Raw genomic sequence first — 19,389 nt, forward strand, 5'->3', positions numbered from 1 at the left:
CACCGCTCGGTACCTGGACCGGGTACCGCTACCGACTACGGCCTGTCCGAGCGCCGCCGGCCCGCGGGTGCGCTTTCGCCGTCGAGCAGCAGGCCCGCAGTCCGGCCGAGCCGCGCGATGTCCCAACCGGGCCCCGCTCTAGGTGTTCGGGTCCCAGGCGGCGAGCTGGTCCATCGGCTCAGTGTCGCCGGTGTTCTCGAGGCCCTCGAGCGGGAGGCGGTCGTAGAAGTAGAGGACCAGGTCGCTCGCTGCGCCTCGCATCGTCAGGTCGCCCGGCTCCGCGTCGGCGGCGAGGTCGTCGCAGCGGACGCCGTCGGCGTTGAGGGTCAGGCGCCAGGAGCGGCCCTCGGTCGCGTGCAGATCGATGGTCGCCGGCTTGAACGGCCAGGGAACGGTCGTCGCCGCGACGGTCGTCAGGAACTCGTCGACGCCCTCGACCGCGACGTCCGTCGGCAGCGGCTGCGCGGCGCCCTGGGTGAGCTGGACGTCGTAGGTGTGCACGGCGATCTCCTGGATCTGGTGCCGGGCCAGGGCCCCGCTGGTCTGGGGAGCCTGCGAGCGGCCCCACCAGGTCCAGCAGCCGCGGTCCGGGCCGGCCTCGCGCACCGCGGCGAGCATGAGCGCGGTCGACTCGGCGAGCCAGGCGTCCAGGGCTTCGGGGTCGCGGGGTGCGGTCGGAGCGCCCTTCGGGTCCGTCTTCGCCGGGGGTTCAGCGCCCGGACCCGCCGCGACGATGGCGGCCTGGCGACGGCGGCCGTCACCGAGGTGCTGCGCCAGTTCGCGCAGCGTCCAGTCCGGGCAGCTCGGGACCCGGACGTCAAGGTCGGGGGCGGACGCGATGGCGGCGCGGAACGCGGCCGAGCGGTCTTCGATCAGCCGCAGGACCTCGGGGAACTCCAAAGTGTTGTGCACGTCGGTGGTCTATCACGGCGCACCGCCCGCCGGACAGCGAATTTTGTCGGACGACGCGTCGCCGGTCGCTGGAGCACCGGCGTCGGAAGCCGTCCTGAACTCAACTTCTCCAGCTGGCCTTTGCTCGCGAGCCGGACTGCTTCCGGATCCGAGAGTACGGCCTTGGTGAGGCGTGCTCGGTCCGGTCGTCCGCTCTGCCAAGATGTCGATGCCGCCGCGGTCGTCGCCGATGAAGACGACCGGTTCCGCGGTCTCCACGTGCACAGGCGGCGGCGCTTCGAACTCCCCGGTGCGACCCTGACCGGGTACGCCGCTTCGATTCGCTGACGTCCGGCCGCTGCCCCTCACGACCCGCACCCGAGCTTCTGCCGTCGGTTCGTCGAGGCGGCACCGCGGAGCGAGCGGTTGCCTGGCGGGCCAGCACGGCATGACGCACCCTCAGGCGCCCGTAGCCTCCCGGCGACGGGACGCGCCGCCCGATGCGTTCACCAGGACAGCTGCGCCCGCACAGCCTTGATCGTCCTGATCCCTGCCCGAGAGCCGCACTCAACGTGCCTCGCCAGTCCGAGCGTTGGCGTCCACTGCCCTTTGCCCCGCCCGCGACGTAAGGCCTGCACCCTCCTTGACTCGCGGCTTGGCGGGTGCGACGGTTTTGCAAATTTCTGGATTTTTGCTCACTGATTCGATCAATCTCGAGCAGAATCACACAGGGAGCTCCCGTGGGACTTCACCGACGGCGGACCGGGCGCACACACGTCCCCCCGGCCGCCCCCCTCGCAGCGACGGCGGCCGGCACCCGGAACCCGCTCGGGGCGTCACCAAGGCGGCGAGTGGCGGTCCTCGCGGTTCTGGCCGTCCTCACCATGACCGCCAGCGCGCTCGCCTCCGGCTGCGCCTCCGCGGCGACCGTGAACCCGGCGCCGCGGACCGTTCCCTCGATCCAGCGGTGGACCGGCGGCACCGGCACACTGACCCTCACCACTGCGAGCCGGATCGTGGTCCGACGCGCCGACGCGAGCGCGCTGTCCGCCGACGCCCGCACCTTCGCCGCCGATCTGGCCGCCGAGACCGGGCTGAACCTCCCCGTGGTGACCGGCTCGGCACCGAGGAGCGGCGACATCTTCGTCGAACTCGACACCACCACCACGCAGGCCGAGGGGTACACAGCGGCGATCGGCGCCGGCGTCACCATCCACGGCCGAACCGCTGCCGGGGTCTTCCACGGCGAGCAGACGATCGAGCAGATCCTCGCGCTGAGCCCCGACCACAGGAGCCTCCCCCTCGGCACCGCCGTCGACTGGCCGACCGTCGCACAGCGGGGCGTCATGATCGACGTCGGCCGGCACTTCTGGTCGGTCGCCGACCTGAAGACCGAGATCCGGCAGGCGAGCTGGTACAAGCTCAACGACTTCCACGTCCACTTCACCGACAACGACGGCTTCCGGCTGCGGTCCACGACCTACCCGAACCTCGCGGACCCCGGCGCCTCGTACAGCCACGCGGACATCGCCGACCTGGTCTCCTACGCGGCCGAGTACCACGTGACGCTGCTGCCGGAGATCGACCTCCCCGCGCACTCCGCGCCGATCCTGGCCGCCGAACCGAGCCTGGCCTGGCAGTGCCCGTCGATGGCCTCCCCGGGGAGCCAGAACAACCAGACGCTGGACATCACCAACCCGGCCGCGCTGACCTACGTCACGAACCTGCTCAAGGAGCTCGTGCCGCTGTTCCCCAACTCTCCGATCTTCCACACCGGCGGCGACGAGTACCCCGACGACACGGCCCAGCAGTCGTGCCCCGAGCTGGTCCGGTACGCCGCGGACAACCACTACCCGAGCACCGACGCCGTGTTCGTGGCCTTCACGAACCAGCTCGACACCATCGTCAGGGGACTCGGCAAGCGGATGGAGGTCTGGAACTGGTGGGACGCCCTGAACAGCTCCACCGCCGGTCCCAACAAGGACGTCCTCATCGACGACTGGACCGCCGACCCCACTGAGCTCCTCGAGCAGGGCTACGAGGTCGTCCTCAGCTCCCAGAACTGGTACATCACCCCGGGCCTGGGCCTCTACCCCGACGACGCCGCCCTGTACTCCTCCTGGACGCCCTCCACCGCGGCCGGCGTCCACGGCTACGAGGTCTCGCTGTGGGGCGACTACCGGCAGACGATGACCGACGCCGCCTTCGACTCGTACCTGCACCGGCCGCTCGAGCTCCTCGCCGACCGCACCTGGGGCGGACCGCTCACCGCGAGCAGCAACTACACCTTCGAGGACGACGCCGACGCGATCGGCACGCCGCCCGGCGTCCCGCAGTACGCACCGCCGGGCGGCACCCTGCTGGCCGGCACCGCCTACGGCACCTCCCCGGCGTGGGAGAACGGCCCCAACACCTACCAGCACGTCTTCGACGGCGATGTCGGGACCTTCTTCGACTACTCGCAGCCCGACGGCGGCTACGCGGGCCTGGACCTGGGCACGCCCCAGCAGATCACGAGGATCCGCTTCGTCCCCCGCCCCGGCCAGGAACAGCGCATGGTCGGCGGGCTGTTCCAGGGCTGCACCACCGGTCCCGACAGTGGCTGCGTGACCCTGGCGACCGTCACGGACCGGCCCACCGACGACTGGTTCCAACTGCCGGTCACCGACACCGGCACCTACCGCTGGGTGCGGTACGTCAGCCCGGCCGGCGGATTCGCCAACATCGCCGAGGCCCAGTTCTGGGGCCCGCCCGCGACCGGGACCATCACCGCGGGCACGTCCACCACGGCCGGCGCCGGCCACTCCGCCGACCCGACCGGTGGCTCGACGTCCGCCGCCGCCCGGATGGACCGGTGACAGCCGGCGCCGGAGGGGGCGGAAACTCTGGGGCCGCCACGGGCTGACCGCGCGACGAAGCGCCCCCGCCCCGGGGGCGGCGGTCAGTCCGAGGCGGCCGGGGCGGCGCCGGGGCCGTCGTCCTGGCGGGCGACGGCCGCCGCCCACTGCGGGAACTGCGCCACGGGTACCGCTGACGGGGCGGCGGGAAGGAACACGACGCGGCAGCGCCGGCACAGCCAGGTCGCCCGCCACGTCTCGTGGAGTCGCTGCCACTGGTCGTAGGTCCGCGGCCACTGGTTCGCGGTGTCGTTGCGCCGGGTCGGACGCCCCTGTGCGACCGGCGTCCGGCAGGGTTGGGGCCGTGGGGCACCCGGCGGGCGCCGGCGGGGTCGGGGCGTCGGTGGAGGAGGAAAACAAGCAGGCATGATTGCTTTTTTCTGTGGCCGGTGCCACGCTGCTGCCCGGCGGGGCTTGTCCGGAGTGTCGCCAACCCACCGGCAGGGGAGGCGCATTGGCGCGCGCACGCTCGGTACTGCGGATCGGCAACGCCTCGGGGTTCTACGGGGACCGCTTCTCGGCGGTGCGGGAGATGCTCACGGACGGGCCGCTGGACGTGCTCACCGGGGACTACCTCGCCGAGCTGACGATGCTGATCCTGGCGCGGGACCGGCTGAAGGACCCGTCCCTCGGGTACGCCCGGACGTTCCTGCGGCAGATGGAGGAATGCCTCGGCCTGGCGCGCGAACGGGGCGTGCGGATCGTGGTGAACGCGGGCGGCCTCAATCCCGCCCGACTCGCCGCCGAACTGCGGGAGTTGGCGCAGCGCCTGGGCGTGCGGACGGCCGTGGCGCATGTCGAGGGGGACGATCTGCTGCCCCGCCGCGCGGAACTCGGCCTGCCCGAGGGTGCGTTGGCCGCCAACGCCTACCTGGGCGGCTTCGGCATCGCCGCCTGCCTGGCCGGGGGCGCGGACGTGGTGGTCACCGGGCGGGTGACCGACGCCGCGTTGGTCGTCGGGCCCGGGATCGCCCACTTCGGGTGGTCGGCCACCGATCTCGACGCCCTCGCCGGGGCCGTGGTGGCCGGGCACGTCCTGGAGTGCGGGGCGCAGGCGACCGGCGGCAACTACGCCTTCTTCCGCGAACACGACGTGACCCGCCCCGGCTTCCCGCTCGCCGAACTGCACGCCGACGGCTCCAGCGTGATCACCAAGCACCCCGGGACCGGCGGCGCCGTCACCGTCGAGACCGTCACCGCCCAACTGCTCTACGAAACCGGCGGACCGCACTACCAGGGCCCGGACGTCACCGCCCGGCTGGACACCGTCCGGCTCACCGGGGACGGCCCGGACCGGGTGCGGATCGACGGCGTACGCGGCGAGGCCCCGCCGCCCACCCTGAAGGTCGGCGTCAACCGCCTCGGCGGCCACCGCAACGAGGTGGTCTTCGTGCTGACCGGCCTGGACATCGAGGCCAAGGCCGACCTGGTGCAACGGCAGTTCGACGCCGCCCTGCCGCCGGGCGCCCGCCCGGCCGAACTGCGCTGGACCCTCGCCCGCACCGACCGCGCCGACGCCGCGACCGAGGAGACCGCCTCCGCCCTGCTGCGGCTCACCGCCCGGGACGCCGACCCGGCCAAGGTCGGGCGCGAACTCGGCCGGGTGGCCGTCGAACTGGGGCTCGCCGGATATCCGGGCTTCCACCTCACCGCCCCGCCCGGCCCGGGCGCGCCGTACGGGGTGTTCACGGCGGCGTACGTCGACGCCAAGGCCGTCGAGCACACCGCCGTCCTGCCGGACGGGCGCCGGATCGCCGTCCCGCCCGGGCCGGCCACCTCCCGGCCGGCCCCGGTCGAAGCGGAGACGCCCGAGCCGCCGCCACCCGGCCCGACCCGCCGGGCGCCGCTCGGCCTGGTGGCCGGTGCCCGCAGCGGCGACAAGGGCGGGGACGCCAACATCGGCGTCTGGGCCCGCACCGAGCCCGGCTGGCGCTGGCTCGCCCACACCCTCACCGTCGACCGACTGCGCGAACTCCTCCCGGAGACCGCCGGGTTGCCCGTCACCCGGCACCTGCTGCCGAACCTCCGGGCGGTCAACTTCACCGTCACCGGTCTGCTCGGCGAGGGCGTCGCCGCCCAGCACCGCTTCGACCCGCAGGCCAAGGCCCTCGGGGAATGGCTGCGCTCCCGCCACGTCGAGGTCCCGACCGCCCTCCTCGACGGCCCGGCCGCCCTTCTCGACGGCCCGGCCCCGCGCCAGGACGACCGGGCCGCCGTTCTCGCCGAACCGGCCGACCGCGACGAGAACACCGACCGCCCCCGCCGCCCCGACCGCCGGCCCGCCCGCTCCGACAGCCCGGAGGCCCCGCTGTGACCGTCCTGACCACCCGCGTCGACCCGGCCGGCCCGGAGTACGCCGAGCACCGTGCCGCGATGCTCGCCAAGCTCGCCGAGCTCGACGCCGAGCACGCCAAGGCGCTGGCCGGCGGCGGCCCGAGCTACGTGGAGCGACACCGCGGGCGCGGCAAGCTGCTGGCCCGCGAGCGGATCGAGCTGCTGGTCGACCCGGACTCGCCGTTCCTCGAGCTGTCCCCGCTGGCCGCCTGGGGGAGCGACCACCCGGTGGGCGCGGCGCTCGTCACCGGCATCGGCGTGGTCGAGGGCGTCGAGTGCGTGATCACCGCCAACGACCCGACGGTGCGCGGCGGCGCCAGCAACCCGTGCACCCTCCGCAAGGCGCTGCGGGCCGACGAGATCGCGCTGCGCAACCGCCTCCCGCTGGTCAACCTGGTCGAGTCGGGCGGTGCCGACCTGCCCAGCCAGAAGGAGATCTTCATCCCGGGCGGTGCCCTCTTCCGCGACCTCACCCGGCTCTCCGCCGCCCGGATCCCCACCGTGGCCGTGGTGTTCGGCAACTCGACGGCCGGCGGCGCCTACGTCCCGGGGATGTCCGACCACACCGTGCTGGTCAAGGAGCGCGCCAAGGTGTTCCTCGGCGGCCCGCCGCTGGTGAAGATGGCCACCGGGGAGGAGGCCGACGACGAGTCGCTGGGCGGCGCCGAGATGCACGCCCGGGTCTCCGGACTGGCCGACCACTTCGCGGTGGACGAGGTGGACGCGCTGCGGATCGCCCGCCGGATCGTCGCCCGGCTGAACCACCGCAAGCCGGGGCCGGACCCGGACCGGTCCGCCGAGCCGCCGAGGTACGACGAGGAGGAGCTGCTCGGCATCGTCCCCGGCGACCTCAAGGTGCCCTTCGACCCGCGCGAGGTGATCGCCCGGATCGTCGACGGCTCCGACTTCGACGAGTTCAAGCCGCTCTACGGCACCAGCCTGGCCACCGGCTGGGCCCGGCTGCACGGCTACCCGGTCGGCGTCCTGGCCAACGCCCAGGGCGTGCTGTTCAGCGCGGAGTCCCAGAAGGCCGCCCAGTTCATCCAGTTGGCGAACCAGCGGGACGTCCCGCTGCTGTTCCTGCACAACACCACCGGCTACATGGTCGGCAAGGACTACGAGCAGGGCGGCATCATCAAGCACGGTGCGATGATGATCAACGCGGTCGCCAACTCCACGGTGCCGCACCTGTCCGTGCTGATGGGCGCCTCCTACGGGGCCGGCCACTACGGCATGTGCGGCCGGGCGTACGAGCCGCGGTTCCTGTTCTCCTGGCCGAGCGCCAAGTCCGCCGTGATGGGCCCGCAGCAGCTCGCCGGGGTGCTGTCGATCGTCGCCCGGCAGTCGGCCGCGGCGAAGGGCCGGCCGTACGACGAGGACGCGGACGCGGCGGTCCGGGCGATGGTCGAGCAGCAGATCGAGGCCGAGTCGCTGCCGGTGTTCCTGTCCGGCCGGCTCTACGACGACGGCGTGATCGATCCGCGCGACACCCGCACGGTGCTCGGGCTGTGCCTGTCCGCGATCCACAACGCGCCGGTCGAGGGCGCGCGCGGCTACGGCGTCTTCCGGATGTGAGAGGGCTACCCACCATGACTTCCAGGACTCCGATCACCAATCTGCTGGTCGCCAACCGGGGGGAGATCGCCCGCCGGGTGTTCCGGACCTGCCGGGAGCTCGGCATCGCGACCACCGCCGTCCACTCCGACCCGGACGCCACCGCCCCGCACGTGCGGGAGGCCGACGCCGCCGTCCGGCTGCCGGGCGCCGCGCCCGCGGACACCTACCTGCGCGGGGAGCTGGTCGTGCGCGCCGCGCTGGCCGCGGGCGCCGACGCCGTGCACCCCGGCTACGGGTTCCTCTCCGAGGACGCCGGGTTCGCACAGGCCGTCCTGGACGCGGGCCTGGTGTGGGTCGGGCCGCCGCCGGCCGCGATCGCCGCAATGGGCTCCAAGACCGCGGCCAAGCGCCTGATGGCCGAGGCGGGGGTGCCCGTCCTGGGGGCGTTGGCCGAGCCGACCGAGGCCGACCTGCCGCTGCTGGTCAAGGCCGCGGCGGGCGGCGGCGGCCGCGGGATGCGGGTGGTGCGCCGACTGGCGGACCTGCCGGCCGAGTTGGCGGCGGCCCGGGCCGAGGCGGCGAAGGCCTTCGGCTCGGACGAGGTGTTCTGCGAGCGCTACCTGCCCACCGGCCGGCACGTCGAGGTGCAGCTGCTGGCCGACGCGCACGGCACCGTCTGGGCGGTCGGCGACCGCGACTGCTCGCTCCAGCGGCGGCACCAGAAGGTGGTCGAGGAGGCGCCGGCCCCGGGTCTGCCAGCGGACCTACGGGCCGGGCTGCACGCGGCGGCGGTGAGCGCGGCCCGGGCGATCGGCTACGTCGGCGCCGGCACGGCCGAGTTCCTGCTCGGCGAGGACGGGCGGTTCCACTTCCTGGAGATGAACACCCGCCTCCAGGTCGAGCACCCCGTCACCGAGGCGGTCACCGGGCTCGACCTGGTCGCGCTCCAACTCGTCGTCGCCGAGGGGCGGAAGCTGCCCGGACCCACCCCGCCGCCGACCACCGGCCACGCCATCGAGGCCCGGCTGTACGCGGAGGACCCGGCCAAGGACTGGCAGCCCGCCACCGGCACCCTGCACCGATTCGAACTCGGCTCCGCGCACCAGGAGTTCGCGGGCGCCGGGCTCCGGTTGGACTCCGGCGTGGAGTCCGGCAGCGAGGTCACCCCGCACTACGACGCGATGCTGGCCAAGGTGATCGCCTGGGCGCCCACCCGGGCCGCCGCCGCCCGCCGGCTGGCCGACGCGCTCGCCCGTGCCAGGATCCACGGCCTCTCCACCAACCGGGAGTTGCTGGTCCGCGCGGTGCGGCACCCGGCCTTCCTGGCCGAGCGGCTGCACACCGGCTTCCTCGCCGAACACGCGCGGGAGCTGACCGCACCGGACACCAAGGGCGCCGAACTCGCCGCCCTGGCCGCCGCCCTCGCCGACGCCGCCGCCCGCTCCACCGCCCTGCCCTCCGGCTGGCGCAACCTGCCCTCCCAGCCCCAGGTGAAGCGCTACCGGACCGCCGAAGGACGGGAGTTGGAGGTGCGCTACCGCCGTACCCGGACCGGCCTGCTGGCCGAGGACCACCCGGACGTCGAACTCGTCGAGGCCGGCGCCGACCAGGTGGTGCTGCGCGAGGGCGGCGTGCGGCGCTCCTACCGCGTCGCCCGCTACGACGACCGGGCCGGCCGGGTGTACGTCGACACCCCGGTGGGCGGCACCGTGCTCACCGCCCTGCCGCGCTTCCCCGACCCGACCGTCCGCAGCGACCCCGGCGCCCTGCTCGCCCCGATGCCCGGCACGGTGCTGCGCACCAGCGCCGCTGTCGGGGACGCCGTCACCGCCGGGCAGCCGCTGCTGGTGCTGGAGGCGATGAAGATGGAGCACCGCGTCACCGCCCCCGCCGACGGCGTGCTCGTCGAACTGCTCGCCGCCCCCGGCCGGCAGGTCGAACTCGGCACCCTGCTCGCCGTCGTCCGGCCCACCGAAGCGCAGACCGTCCAAGAGGCCTGAGGAAGGACCCCGCATGTCCGCGATCGGCAGTCAGCTCCTCGAAACACCCGAACGCAAGGCCCTGCGCCGGGCCGTCGGCGACCTCGGCCGCCGCTACGGCTCCGCCTACTACCTCGCCAAGGCCCGGGCCGGCGAGCCCGCCGAGGAACTGTGGGCGGACGCCGGGAAGGCCGGCTACCTCGGCGTCAACCTGCCCGCCGAGTACGGCGGCGGAGGCGGCGGCATCACCGACCTCGCCATCGTGCTGGAGGAACTCGGCACGGCCGGCTGCCCGCTGCTGCTGCTGATCGTCTCCCCGGCGATCTGCGGCACCGTGATAGCCCGCTACGGCACCGAGGAGCAGAAGCGGCGCTGGCTGCCGGGGCTCGCCGACGGCAGCCGCACGATGGCCTTCGGCATCACCGAACCGGACGCCGGCTCCAACTCCCACCGGATCTCCACCGTCGCGCGCCGGGACGGCGGGGACTGGCTGCTGACCGGCCGCAAGGTGTTCGTCTCCGGCATCGACCACTGCGACGCGGTGCTGTTCGTCGCCCGGACCGAGGACGCGCGCACCGGCACGCTCAAGCCCTGCCTGTTCGTCGTCCCGCGCGACACGCCCGGCTTCGAGTACCGGGCGATCCCGATGGAACTCGTCGCGCCCGAGAAGCAGTTCCAGGTCTTCCTGGACGACGTCCGGCTGCCCGCCGACGCGCTGGTGGGCGACGAGAACGCCGGGCTGCTCCAGCTGTTCGCGGGCCTCAACCCCGAGCGGATCCTCACCGCCGCCTTCTCCCTCGGCCTGGCCCGCCAGGCCCTCGGCAAGGCCGTCGAGTACGCCAGGACCCGCACCGTCTGGTCCACCCCGATCGGCGCCCACCAGGGGCTGGCCCACCCGCTCGCCCAGTGCGCGGTGGAGATCGAACTGGCCCGGCTGATGACCCAGAAGGCCGGGCTGCTCTACGACGCGGGCGAGGACGTGGCCGCCGGGGAGGCCGCCAACATGGCCAAGTACGCCGCCGGGGAGGCCGCCGCCCGTACCGTCGACCAGGCGGTGCAGACCCTCGGCGGCAACGGCCTCACCCAGGAGTACGGGCTGGGCGCGCTGCTGGCGGCCACCCGGGTCGGCCGGGTCGCCCCGGTGAGCCGGGAGATGGTGCTCAACTACGTCGCCCAGCACACCCTGGGCCTGCCCAAGTCGTACTGACGGGCCGGGGCGCGGGCGTCGCCGTCCGGCGCGGTCGGCCGAGCGGCAGGCCGAGCGGTCGGCCGGGCGAGCACCGGGGTGCCGGACCGGTACCCCGGTGCCCCGCCGCGCCGCGCGCCCCGGACCGGTCAGGACTCGGCGTCGCGCCCGGGACGGCGGCGCATCCCGCGGACGGCCAGTCCACCGACGGCGGCGACCAGCGCCACCCCGCCGAGCACCTCGGCGGTGCCGCCGCCGGAGGTGCCCCCGCCACCGGCGGCCACCCCGCCGTGCGGCCCGCCACTGGGGGAGGGGCCGGGCGAGTGGGTGGGGGAGTGGCTGGGGGAGATCGAGGGGCTCGGCGAGGAGGAGGGCGAGGGCGAACCGGAGGGCGAGGGCGACGGGGAGGAGCTGGCGCAGGAGACGTCGAACACCTTCTGCTTCGCGTTGCCGTTCTCGCCCACGAACGTCCATTCGAGCTTGTAGTGCCCGTCCGGAAGGGTCATCACGCCGGTCGAGCCGGTGCCGTTGGTGAGCGTGATCGATCCGGCCAGCACCAGCGCGGTGCCGGTCGGCGGCTGCTGCGAGACGGTCCAGTTGACCTGCTGGACGGTGTCGAAGTTGAAGGCGTCCAGGTAGAACTTGCAGACCTTGGGTTCGTCGCGGGTGTCGTCCACCGGCGTGGTGTCGCTGTGGATCTTGACGTCGCCGTTGTCGCCCGGCGCGGCCAGCGCGGCGGGCGCTCCGCCGAGGACGAGCGCGGCCGCCACCGTCGCTGCGGCGAGCAGGCTGCGCGCGGACGTCGGGGAGGGGGAGGTGGTTCTCACGGGGGTGCTCCAGGATCCGGGGCCGCACCCGGGGACGGGCGGCCGTGGTGCAACACCGTCCGGGCGGGCGCCCTCGGGAGCAACTGTGCCACGCGGCCACCGTGCCCGGTTCCCCACAATGGCCCAGCCACCGCCCCGACTGTCCGTATGCTCCTGAGCGCGCCCCGCACCGACCCGCGTCACCGGTTTTGTTGCCGCATCAACTTCCTTGCTGGAGGCATGCCTTGGTGTTCCGAAGCGAATTCCCGGACGTCCCCGTGATCGACCTGCCGATCCACGAGGCGGTGCTCGGCGCCGCCGCCGAGTACGGCGACCGGCCGGCCCTGATCGACGGCATCACCGGGGAGCAGGTCAGCTACGCGCGGCTCGCCGCCTCCGTCGACCGGGTCGCCGCCGGCCTGGCCGGGGCAGGGGTGCGCAAGGGCGACGTGGTGGCCCTGTTCAGCCCCAACTCGATCGCCTACCCGATGGTCTGCTACGGGGCCACCCGGGCCGGCGCCACCGTCACCACGGTCTCCTCGCTCTCCACCCCCGTGGAACTGGCCGGCCAGCTCCGTGACAGCGGCGCCCGCCGGCTGATCACCGTCTCGGCCTTCCTGTCAACCGCCCGGGCGGCCGCCGAGCAGCTCGCCGCCGACGGCCGCCCGCTGGCCGAGACCATCGTGCTGGACGGCGCCGAGGGCCACCGCTCCCTCGCCGACCTGCTGGCCGCCACCGGACCCGCCCCCGAGCCCGCGATCGACCCGGCCGAGGACGTCGCCGTCCTGCCCTACTCCAGCGGCACCACCGGCCTGCCCAAGGGCGTGATGCTCACCCACCGCTCGATCGCCACCAACCTCGCCCAGACCGACGCGCTCTACCGCCCCGCCGTCGGCGAGCGGGTGCTGGCCGTCCTGCCGTTCTTCCACATCTACGGGCTGGCGGCCCTGCTCAACCAGCCGCTGCGGTGCGGCGCCACCGTCGTCGTGCTGCCCCGCTTCGACCTGGAGCAGTTCTGCCGCGCGATCGAGCAGCACCGGGTGCAGGCCCTGGTCGTGGCCCCGCCGATCGCCCTCGCCCTGGCCAAGCACCCGGCGGTGTCCCGCTTCGACCTCTCCTCCGTCGAGTACCTGCTGTGCGCGGCCGCCCCGCTGGACCCGGAGCTCGCCGCGGCCTGCGCCCGGCGCCTGGGCCTGCCGCACCTGCTCCAGGGCTACGGCATGACCGAGCTGTCCCCCGTCACCCACGTCGTCTCCCCGACCGACCCCGACCCGTCGCCGGGCTCGGTCGGCCGGATGGTCCCGTCCACCGAACTGCGGGTCACCGCCCTCGACGGCAGCGGCGACGACCTCGGGCCGGGCGAGCACGGCGAGCTGCTGATCCGCGGCCCGCAGGTGATGAAGGGCTACTTCGGGCGCCCCTCCGAGACCGCCGCCGTGATCGACGCCGAGGGCTGGCTGCACACCGGCGACGTCGGCTACGTGGACGGGCGCGGGTACCTGCACATCGTCGACCGGGTGAAGGAGCTGATCAAGTACAAGGGCTACCAGGTCGCCCCCGCCGAGCTGGAGGCCGTACTGCTCGGCCACCCGCAGATCAGCGACGCCGCGGTGATCGGCGTCCCGGACGCCGACGGCACCGAGTGCCCCAAGGCCTTCGTGGTCCGTGCCCCCGGCAGCACCCTGACCGCCGAGGAGGTCACCGGCTACGTCGCCGTGCAGGTCGCCCCCTACAAGAAGGTGCGCGCCGTGGAGTTCGTCGACGCCGTCCCCAAGTCCGCGGCCGGCAAGATCCTGCGCCGCGAACTGCGCGCCCGCGAGGCCGCCCGGGCCGCGGCGACGGCCTGAACGGTGGCCGACCCCGCCGGGCGGAGACCGCGGCCCGTCTGTGAGGATCGACCCGTCGCGCACCGACCGGAACAGGAACCGCCGCCCGCCATGACCAGCCACCCCGTCGCCCGCACCCCCCAGCAGGACCGCAGCCGCGCCACCCGCGCCCGGCTGCTCGCGGCCGCCGTGGACTGCCTGGCCGAACTCGGCTGGCAGGGGTCCACCGTCGCCGTGGTGGCCGAGCGGGCCGGCGTCTCCCGGGGCGCGGCCCAGCACCACTTCCCGACCCGGGAGGACCTCTTCACCGCAGCCGTCGAGTACGTCACGGCCGAGCGGCTGGCAGCCGTCCGCGCCCACGCGGACGGACTGCCGGCCGCCGGGCCCGACCGCACCCGGGCCGTGGTCGACATGATCGTCCGCCTCTACACCGGCCCGGCCTTCCGCGCCGCCCTGCACCTGTGGACCGCCGCCGCCACCGAGGAGGCGCTCCGGGAGCGGATCGTCGCCCTGGAGGGCAGAGTCGGCCGGGAGGCCCACCGGGCCGCCGTGGAGTTCCTCGGCGCCGACGAGACCCGCCCCGGCGTGCGCGAATCCGTGCAGGCCACCCTCGACCTCGCCCGCGGCCTCGGCCTGGCCAACCTGCTGACCGACGACAGTGTTCGACGTTCCCGGGTGATCGGGCAGTGGGCGGGCCTTCTGGAGAGTACGCTGCGGCCGGTACGCCCATGACGCCCGTACGACCGGAGCGGCCGGAGACCCCTGACCAAGGGGTCGCCGGGCGGCCGATGTCCGTGCAGTCTGGAGAAGAAACCCGGCCGGCGCCGACCGCGAGGCCCACCCGGCCGGGCACGAGCCGAACCGGGGTGCTGCCTGAATGCACGGACACGAGTGGGACGCGACCGACGCCGCCGGCCTCGCGCCGGGCGGCGCCTCTACGCGCCCGGACGGCCACCGCCTGGTCCCGCTCGCGACGGCCCTGCTCCAGTCCGACGGCCTGATCCTCCACTGGAGCGAGGACGCCGAGGTCCTGCTCGGCTACACCGCCGAGGAGGCCGTGGGCAGCTACGCCGCCCAGCTGCTCACCGAGGAGGCCGACCGCCCGGACGTCCTCGACCTCTTCCGGCGGATCATGAGCGGCACCGGCCGGTCCTTCGTCTTCCCGGTCCGCCACCGCGACGGCCACCGGGTCGAGCTGGAGTTCCGCACCTACCCGATCGCCGGTCCGAACGGCACCCTGCTGCTGCTCGCCACCGCATCCGACACCCGGGCGCTGCACGAGATCGAGGCCGACCTCGCCGTGCTGGACGGCATCTTCGGCCGCTCGCCGATCGGCATGGCCGTGTACGACACCCAGCTGCGCTACGTCCGCATAAACGAGGCGCTCGCCCGGATGAACGGCGTCCCGGCGGCCGCCCACCTCGGCCGCCGGATATCCGCCGTCCTGCCCGGCATCAACACCGTCGAGATCGAACAGACGATGAGACAGGTCCTCAAGAGCGGCAGGCCCGTCGTCGACGCCCGCTCGCACGGCCGCGTCCCCGGCGACCCGAAGCGGGACCGCGCCTGGTCCGCCTCCTACTTCCGGCTGGAGGACTCCACCGGCCGGGTCTTCGGTGTCGCCTCCTCGATCATCGACGTCACCGAGCGCTTCCAGGCCGAGGCCCGGGCCGCCCGGGCCCAGGAACGACTGGCCACCATCGCCGAGGCCACCGCCCGGATCGGCACCACCCTCGACCTCCAGCGCACCGCCGAGGAGCTGATCGAGGCCGTCGTCCCCCGGTTCGCCGACTTCGCCACCGTCGACCTGCTGGAACCCGTCCTGCGCGGCGCCGAACCCACCCCCATCCCCGCGGACGGGGCGGTCACCCTGCGCGCCGTCGCCGTCGGCGAGAGCTACGAGACCGGCCTGGCGCACGCCGTCGACGTCGTCGGCGAGGTCTCCGAGTACGCCCCCGACCGCAGCTACACCCAGTGCCTGCGCAGCGGCCGCCCGCTGGTGCGCGCCCACGTCGACGAGGAGGTGCTGCGCGGACTGGTGTCCAGCGAGGACCGGGTCGCCCCCGGGATGGCGGCGGGCATCCACTCGTACCTGATGGTGCCGATCACCGCCCGGGGCATGGTGCTCGGCGGCTCCGAGTTCATCCGGATGCGCAACTCCGAGCCCTTCACCGACGCCGACGTCGCGCTGGCCGAGGAACTGGTCGCCCGCACCGCACTGGCCCTCGACAACGCCCGGCTCTACCGGCGCGAACGGGAGACCGCGCTCACCCTGCAGCGCAGCCTGCTGCCGCAGGAGATCCACCGCACCCTCGGCCTGGAGATCGCCTACCGCTACCTGCCCAGCAGCGTGGTCAGCGAGGTCGGCGGCGACTGGTTCGACGTGGTGCCGCTGTCCTGCGGGCGGGTCGCCCTGGTGGTCGGCGACGTCATGGGCCACGGCATCCGGGCCGCCGCCACCATGGGCCAGCTGCGCACCGTCGCCCGCACCCTGGCCACCCTGGACATGCCGCCGGAGCAGGTCCTCACCCGACTGGACGAGACCGCCTCCGGAATCGGCGAGGGCCAGTTCGCCACCTGCATCTGCGCCGTCTACGACCCCCTGGAGCGCACCGTCCAGGCCGCCTCGGCCGGGCACCTGCCTCCGGTGTGGGTCGGCGCCGACGGCACCGCCCGCACGGTCGAGGTGCCGCCGGGCGTGCCGCTGGGCGTCGGCGGGGTCGCCTTCGAGTCGATCGAGTTCACCCTCCCCGAGGGCGCCATGCTCGCGCTCTACACCGACGGCCTGGTCGAGCGGCGCGGGCAGGACCTGGACGACGGGATCGACCTGCTGGCCCGCACGCTCGCCCGGACCGGCCGCACGCTGGAGGAGAGCTGCGACGCCGTGCTCGGCGCGCTGGTGACCGACGGCACCGAGGACGACATCGCGATGATCATGGGCCGGGCGCTGCCGCTGCCCGCCGACCGGGTCGCCGAACTCCCGCTCACCGGCGGCGGCAAACTGCCCGGCAAGGCCCGCCGCTTCACCCGCGCCACCCTGGAGGCCTGGGGCCTGAACGCGCTGTCCGACTACGCGGAACTGCTGGTCAGCGAGCTGGTCACGAACGCCCTGCTGCACGCCGAAGCGCCACGCCGGCTGCGGCTGTTCCGCGACCGGGTGCTCACCGTCGAGGTCTCCGACGCCGGCGGGCAGACCCCGCAGCTGCGGCCGTTCGCCGAGCAGGACGAGGGCGGACGCGGGATGTTCCTGGTCAGCGAGCTGGCCCAGCGCTGGGGCAGCCGGCTCACCCGGGACGGCAAGGTGGTGTGGGCGGAGCTGGAGCTGCCCTTCGGGGTGTCGTAGGGCTGCGGAGGGAAGCGCGGGGTGGGGGGGCCGGGCCCCCCCCCCCCCCCCCCCCCGCGCGCGCGGGGGGGGGGGGGGGGCCGCCCCCCCCCGGCCGGGGGGGGCGGGGCGCGGGGGGGGGGCGGGCGGCAGGGGCCGCGCCGGGGGCCCGCCCCCCCCCCCCCCCCCCCCCACCCCCGGCTACGCGTCGAGCTTCTGCGGCTCGGCCGGCCGCACCGGCTGGACCGGCTCGGCGGACGGTACGGGCTCGGCCGACTGGACCGGCTCGGCGGACCGCACAGGCTCGGCGGGCCCGGCGGGCTGCCGCGCGGCGGGGAGTCCGCGCAGCAGCCGCCACGCCAGCACGGCGGCCCCGACCAGCAGCGCCCCGGCGAGCAGCCCGGCGCTGTTCATGCCGTGCACGAAGGCGTCCTTGGCGCTGGCCAGCAGCGGCTCGGCCACCGCCGTCGGCAGTCCGTGCGCCGCCTCGACGGCCGAGCCGAGCGACTCGCCGGCCCGGGCGGCGGTCTCCCCGGAGACCCCGGCCGGGACGGCCAGCCCGCTCGCGTAGATCGAGCCGACCACCGAGCCGACCAGTGCGATGCCGAGCGCGGTGCCCAGCTCGTACGCCGTCTCGGACACCGCGGAGGCGGCGCCGGCCTTGTCGGCGGGCGCGGCGCCCAGCACCAGGTCGGCGCCGAGCGTGTAGACCACGCCCTCGGCCGTGCCGGTGAGCAGGAAGGCGGCGGCCAGCAGCAGGTAGGAGGTGTCCTGCTCGAGCCAGCCCAGGACGCCCGCGGCGAGCCCCATGGCGAGCAGGCTGGCGGTCAGGGCCCTGCGGGCGCCGAAGCGCCGGGCGATCCGGGCGGTCAGCAGACCGCCGGCCACCGAGCCGGCGAAGGCCGGCAGCTCCGCCAGGCCGGCCTGGAGCGGCTCGTAGCCGCGGACCAGCTGGAGGTACTGCGAGACCACGAAGATCACGCCGCTCAGGCCGACCAGCGAGATCAGTGACGCCGTGACGGCTGCGGTGAACCGCCGGTCGCGGAACAGCCGCACGTCCAGCAGGGGGGTCTCCAGCCGCAGTTGGCGCCGGACGAAGGCGGTCAGCGCGGCGGCGCCCAGCGCGAAGGCGACCGGGACGTCCCAACGGGCCACGCCGTGCGCGGCCGCCTCCTTCACCGCGTAGACCACGCCGATCACGCCCGCCATCGACAGCGCCACGCTCAGCACGTCCCAGCGGCCGGGCGCGGGGTCCCTGGACTCCGGCAGCAGCCAGGCTCCGAGCACCAGCAGCAGGAGCAGGATCGGGATGTTCAGCAGGAACACCGAACCCCACCAGAAGTGCTCCAGCAGCAGTCCGCCGACGACCGGTCCGAGCGCGGCGCCGGCGGTGGCGGCCGCGCCCCAGATGCCGATCGCGGTGGCCCGCTCCCGGTCGTCCGGGAACAGGCTGCGGATCAGCGACAGCGTGGAGGGCATGATCGTCGCGCCGGCGACGCCGAGCAGCGCGCGGGCCACGATCAGCCAGCCCGGGCCCGGCGCGTAGGCGGCGAGCAGCGAGGCGGCGCCGAAGGCGGTGGCGCCGGAGAGCAGCAGCCTCTTGCGGCCGATCCGGTCGCTCAGTGCGCCCATGCTGACCAGCAGGCCGGCCAGCACGAAGGAGTAGGAGTCGCCGATCCAGAGCAGCTGGGTCCCGCTGGGGCGCAGCGTCTCGCTGATGGACGGGATGGCGAGGGACAGCACGGTCGCGTCCAGGGCGACCACGGTCACGGCCAGCACCAGGACGGCGAGGCCGGTCCAACGCTGGCGGTCGGTCGGGGTGGTCAGGGGGTGCAGAGCCGTCGAGCTCATGGAATATCGGTTTCCGGTTTCCGGTCCGAGGTGCTGTGGGTGGGGTCGGGGGAGGGGGCGGCAGGGGTGGCCGCGGCGGCCGGCCGGCGCAGCGCGCCGCCGAGGAACAGCTCGGCGAGCGAGAAGGCGGCCTCGCGCGGGGCGAGTCGGCCGTCCTGGATGGCCCAGCCGATGCCGGCGACGAGGTCGAAGAAGGCCTCGCTGAGCCAGGCGGCGCTCAGCTCGATCCGGAAGACGCCCTCCTGCTGCCCGCGCAGGAAGAGCGCGTGCAGCCGGGCGATCTGGACCTCCCAGAGGTCGTTGATGTCGTCGTCCTCGTAGAGCTGGTTCTCGCCGGCCAGGAAGGCGCAGAGCATGGCGTCCGGGACGGCGGCGTCGACCAGTCGGCGCAGGGCCGCCTCGGCGTCGCCCCGCTCGGTCGCGGCGGTGTCCAGGGCGGCGGCGAAGCGCTCCAGGCCGAGTCGGCCGACCTCGCGGATCAGTGCCTCCCGGCCCGGGAACAGCCGGTGCAGGGTGGCCCGGCTGATGCCCGCCGCGCGGGCGATCTCGTCCATGTGGGCGGTGGGACGGCGGGAGAGCACGCCGACGGCGGCTTCGAGAACGGTGTCGCGGTCGGTGGCCATGAACCAAGCCTAGCCGAATTGAGACATCCGTGTCTCAGAATTTCTCTGCGCGTCTCAGATGAGTGCTCGGTGCTCTGCATGCGGGCAGCAAAAAACCGGGGACGGCGGCTGCCGTCC

Annotated in this window: 11 protein-coding genes and 1 pseudogene; 8 read left to right on the top strand and 4 right to left on the bottom strand. The window is 74.3% G+C overall.

What is annotated here, in order from left to right; translation table 11 throughout:
- Window positions 1–138 precede the first annotated feature (138 nt).
- Entirely contained in the window at window positions 139–912 is a 774-nt protein-coding gene (locus tag ACGF07_RS31610) for a maleylpyruvate isomerase family mycothiol-dependent enzyme (protein ID WP_392904352.1), read from the bottom strand.
- An 830-nt stretch (window positions 913–1,742) separates the two neighbouring features.
- On the opposite strand from ACGF07_RS31610, the gene ACGF07_RS31615 reads away from it, so the two are divergent.
- The 5 genes from ACGF07_RS31615 to ACGF07_RS31635 all read left to right on the top strand — a co-directional run bounded on the left by ACGF07_RS31615 (window position 1,743) and on the right by ACGF07_RS31635 (window position 10,865).
- Window positions 1,743–3,749 carry a family 20 glycosylhydrolase gene (locus ACGF07_RS31615; protein ID WP_392904354.1) on the top strand — a complete coding sequence of 669 codons (2,007 nt, stop codon included), beginning with the start codon at window positions 1,743–1,745 and terminating at the stop codon, window positions 3,747–3,749.
- Between the two features lie 571 nt (window positions 3,750–4,320).
- Window positions 4,321–6,102, top strand: coding sequence for an acyclic terpene utilization AtuA family protein (locus ACGF07_RS31620; protein WP_392904401.1), 1,782 nt, complete (start codon window positions 4,321–4,323; stop codon window positions 6,100–6,102).
- Entirely contained in the window at window positions 6,099–7,697 is a 1,599-nt protein-coding gene (locus tag ACGF07_RS31625; protein ID WP_392904356.1) for an acyl-CoA carboxylase subunit beta, read from the top strand. The genes ACGF07_RS31620 and ACGF07_RS31625 overlap by 4 nt, the downstream gene beginning before the upstream one ends.
- Window positions 7,698–7,711: 14 nt before the next feature.
- Entirely contained in the window at window positions 7,712–9,679 is a 1,968-nt protein-coding gene (locus ACGF07_RS31630) for an acetyl/propionyl/methylcrotonyl-CoA carboxylase subunit alpha (protein ID WP_392904358.1), read from the top strand.
- A gap of 13 nt (window positions 9,680–9,692) precedes the next feature.
- A complete protein-coding gene (locus ACGF07_RS31635; protein WP_392904359.1) occupies window positions 9,693–10,865 on the top strand; it encodes an acyl-CoA dehydrogenase family protein in 1,173 nt (390 codons plus the stop codon).
- Between the two features lie 128 nt (window positions 10,866–10,993).
- Here ACGF07_RS31635 and ACGF07_RS31640 read toward each other — a convergent pair whose 3' ends face one another.
- On the bottom strand, window positions 10,994–11,671 hold the full coding sequence (locus ACGF07_RS31640; RefSeq protein ID WP_392904361.1) for a hypothetical protein: 678 nt from the start codon (window positions 11,669–11,671) through the stop codon (window positions 10,994–10,996).
- Between the two features lie 224 nt (window positions 11,672–11,895).
- On the opposite strand from ACGF07_RS31640, the gene ACGF07_RS31645 reads away from it, so the two are divergent.
- The 3 genes from ACGF07_RS31645 to ACGF07_RS31655 all read left to right on the top strand — a co-directional run bounded on the left by ACGF07_RS31645 (window position 11,896) and on the right by ACGF07_RS31655 (window position 16,819).
- On the top strand, window positions 11,896–13,497 hold the full coding sequence (locus ACGF07_RS31645; RefSeq protein WP_392904363.1) for a 4-coumarate--CoA ligase family protein: 1,602 nt from the start codon (window positions 11,896–11,898) through the stop codon (window positions 13,495–13,497).
- 90 nt (window positions 13,498–13,587) lie between these two features.
- Window positions 13,588–14,208, top strand: a complete 621-nt coding sequence (locus ACGF07_RS31650; RefSeq protein WP_350738155.1) for a TetR/AcrR family transcriptional regulator — start codon at window positions 13,588–13,590, stop codon at window positions 14,206–14,208.
- Window positions 14,209–14,353: 145 nt separating this feature from the next.
- Window positions 14,354–16,819 carry a SpoIIE family protein phosphatase gene (locus ACGF07_RS31655; RefSeq protein WP_392904365.1) on the top strand — a complete coding sequence of 822 codons (2,466 nt, stop codon included), beginning with the start codon at window positions 14,354–14,356 and terminating at the stop codon, window positions 16,817–16,819.
- A 318-nt stretch (window positions 16,820–17,137) separates the two neighbouring features.
- Here ACGF07_RS31655 and ACGF07_RS31660 read toward each other — a convergent pair.
- Window positions 17,138–18,649 (bottom strand): annotated as a pseudogene (locus ACGF07_RS31660) (MFS transporter); the annotation flags it as partial.
- Window positions 18,646–19,272 carry a helix-turn-helix domain-containing protein gene (locus tag ACGF07_RS31665; protein WP_350738433.1) on the bottom strand — a complete coding sequence of 209 codons (627 nt, stop codon included), beginning with the start codon at window positions 19,270–19,272 and terminating at the stop codon, window positions 18,646–18,648. The gene ACGF07_RS31665 and the pseudogene ACGF07_RS31660, both read right to left, overlap by 4 nt.
- Between the last annotated feature and the right edge of the window lie 117 nt (window positions 19,273–19,389).

Origin of the sequence: Kitasatospora sp. NPDC048194, from assembly GCF_043202455.1 — a bacterium.
Lineage (GTDB): Bacteria > Actinomycetota > Actinomycetes > Streptomycetales > Streptomycetaceae > Kitasatospora.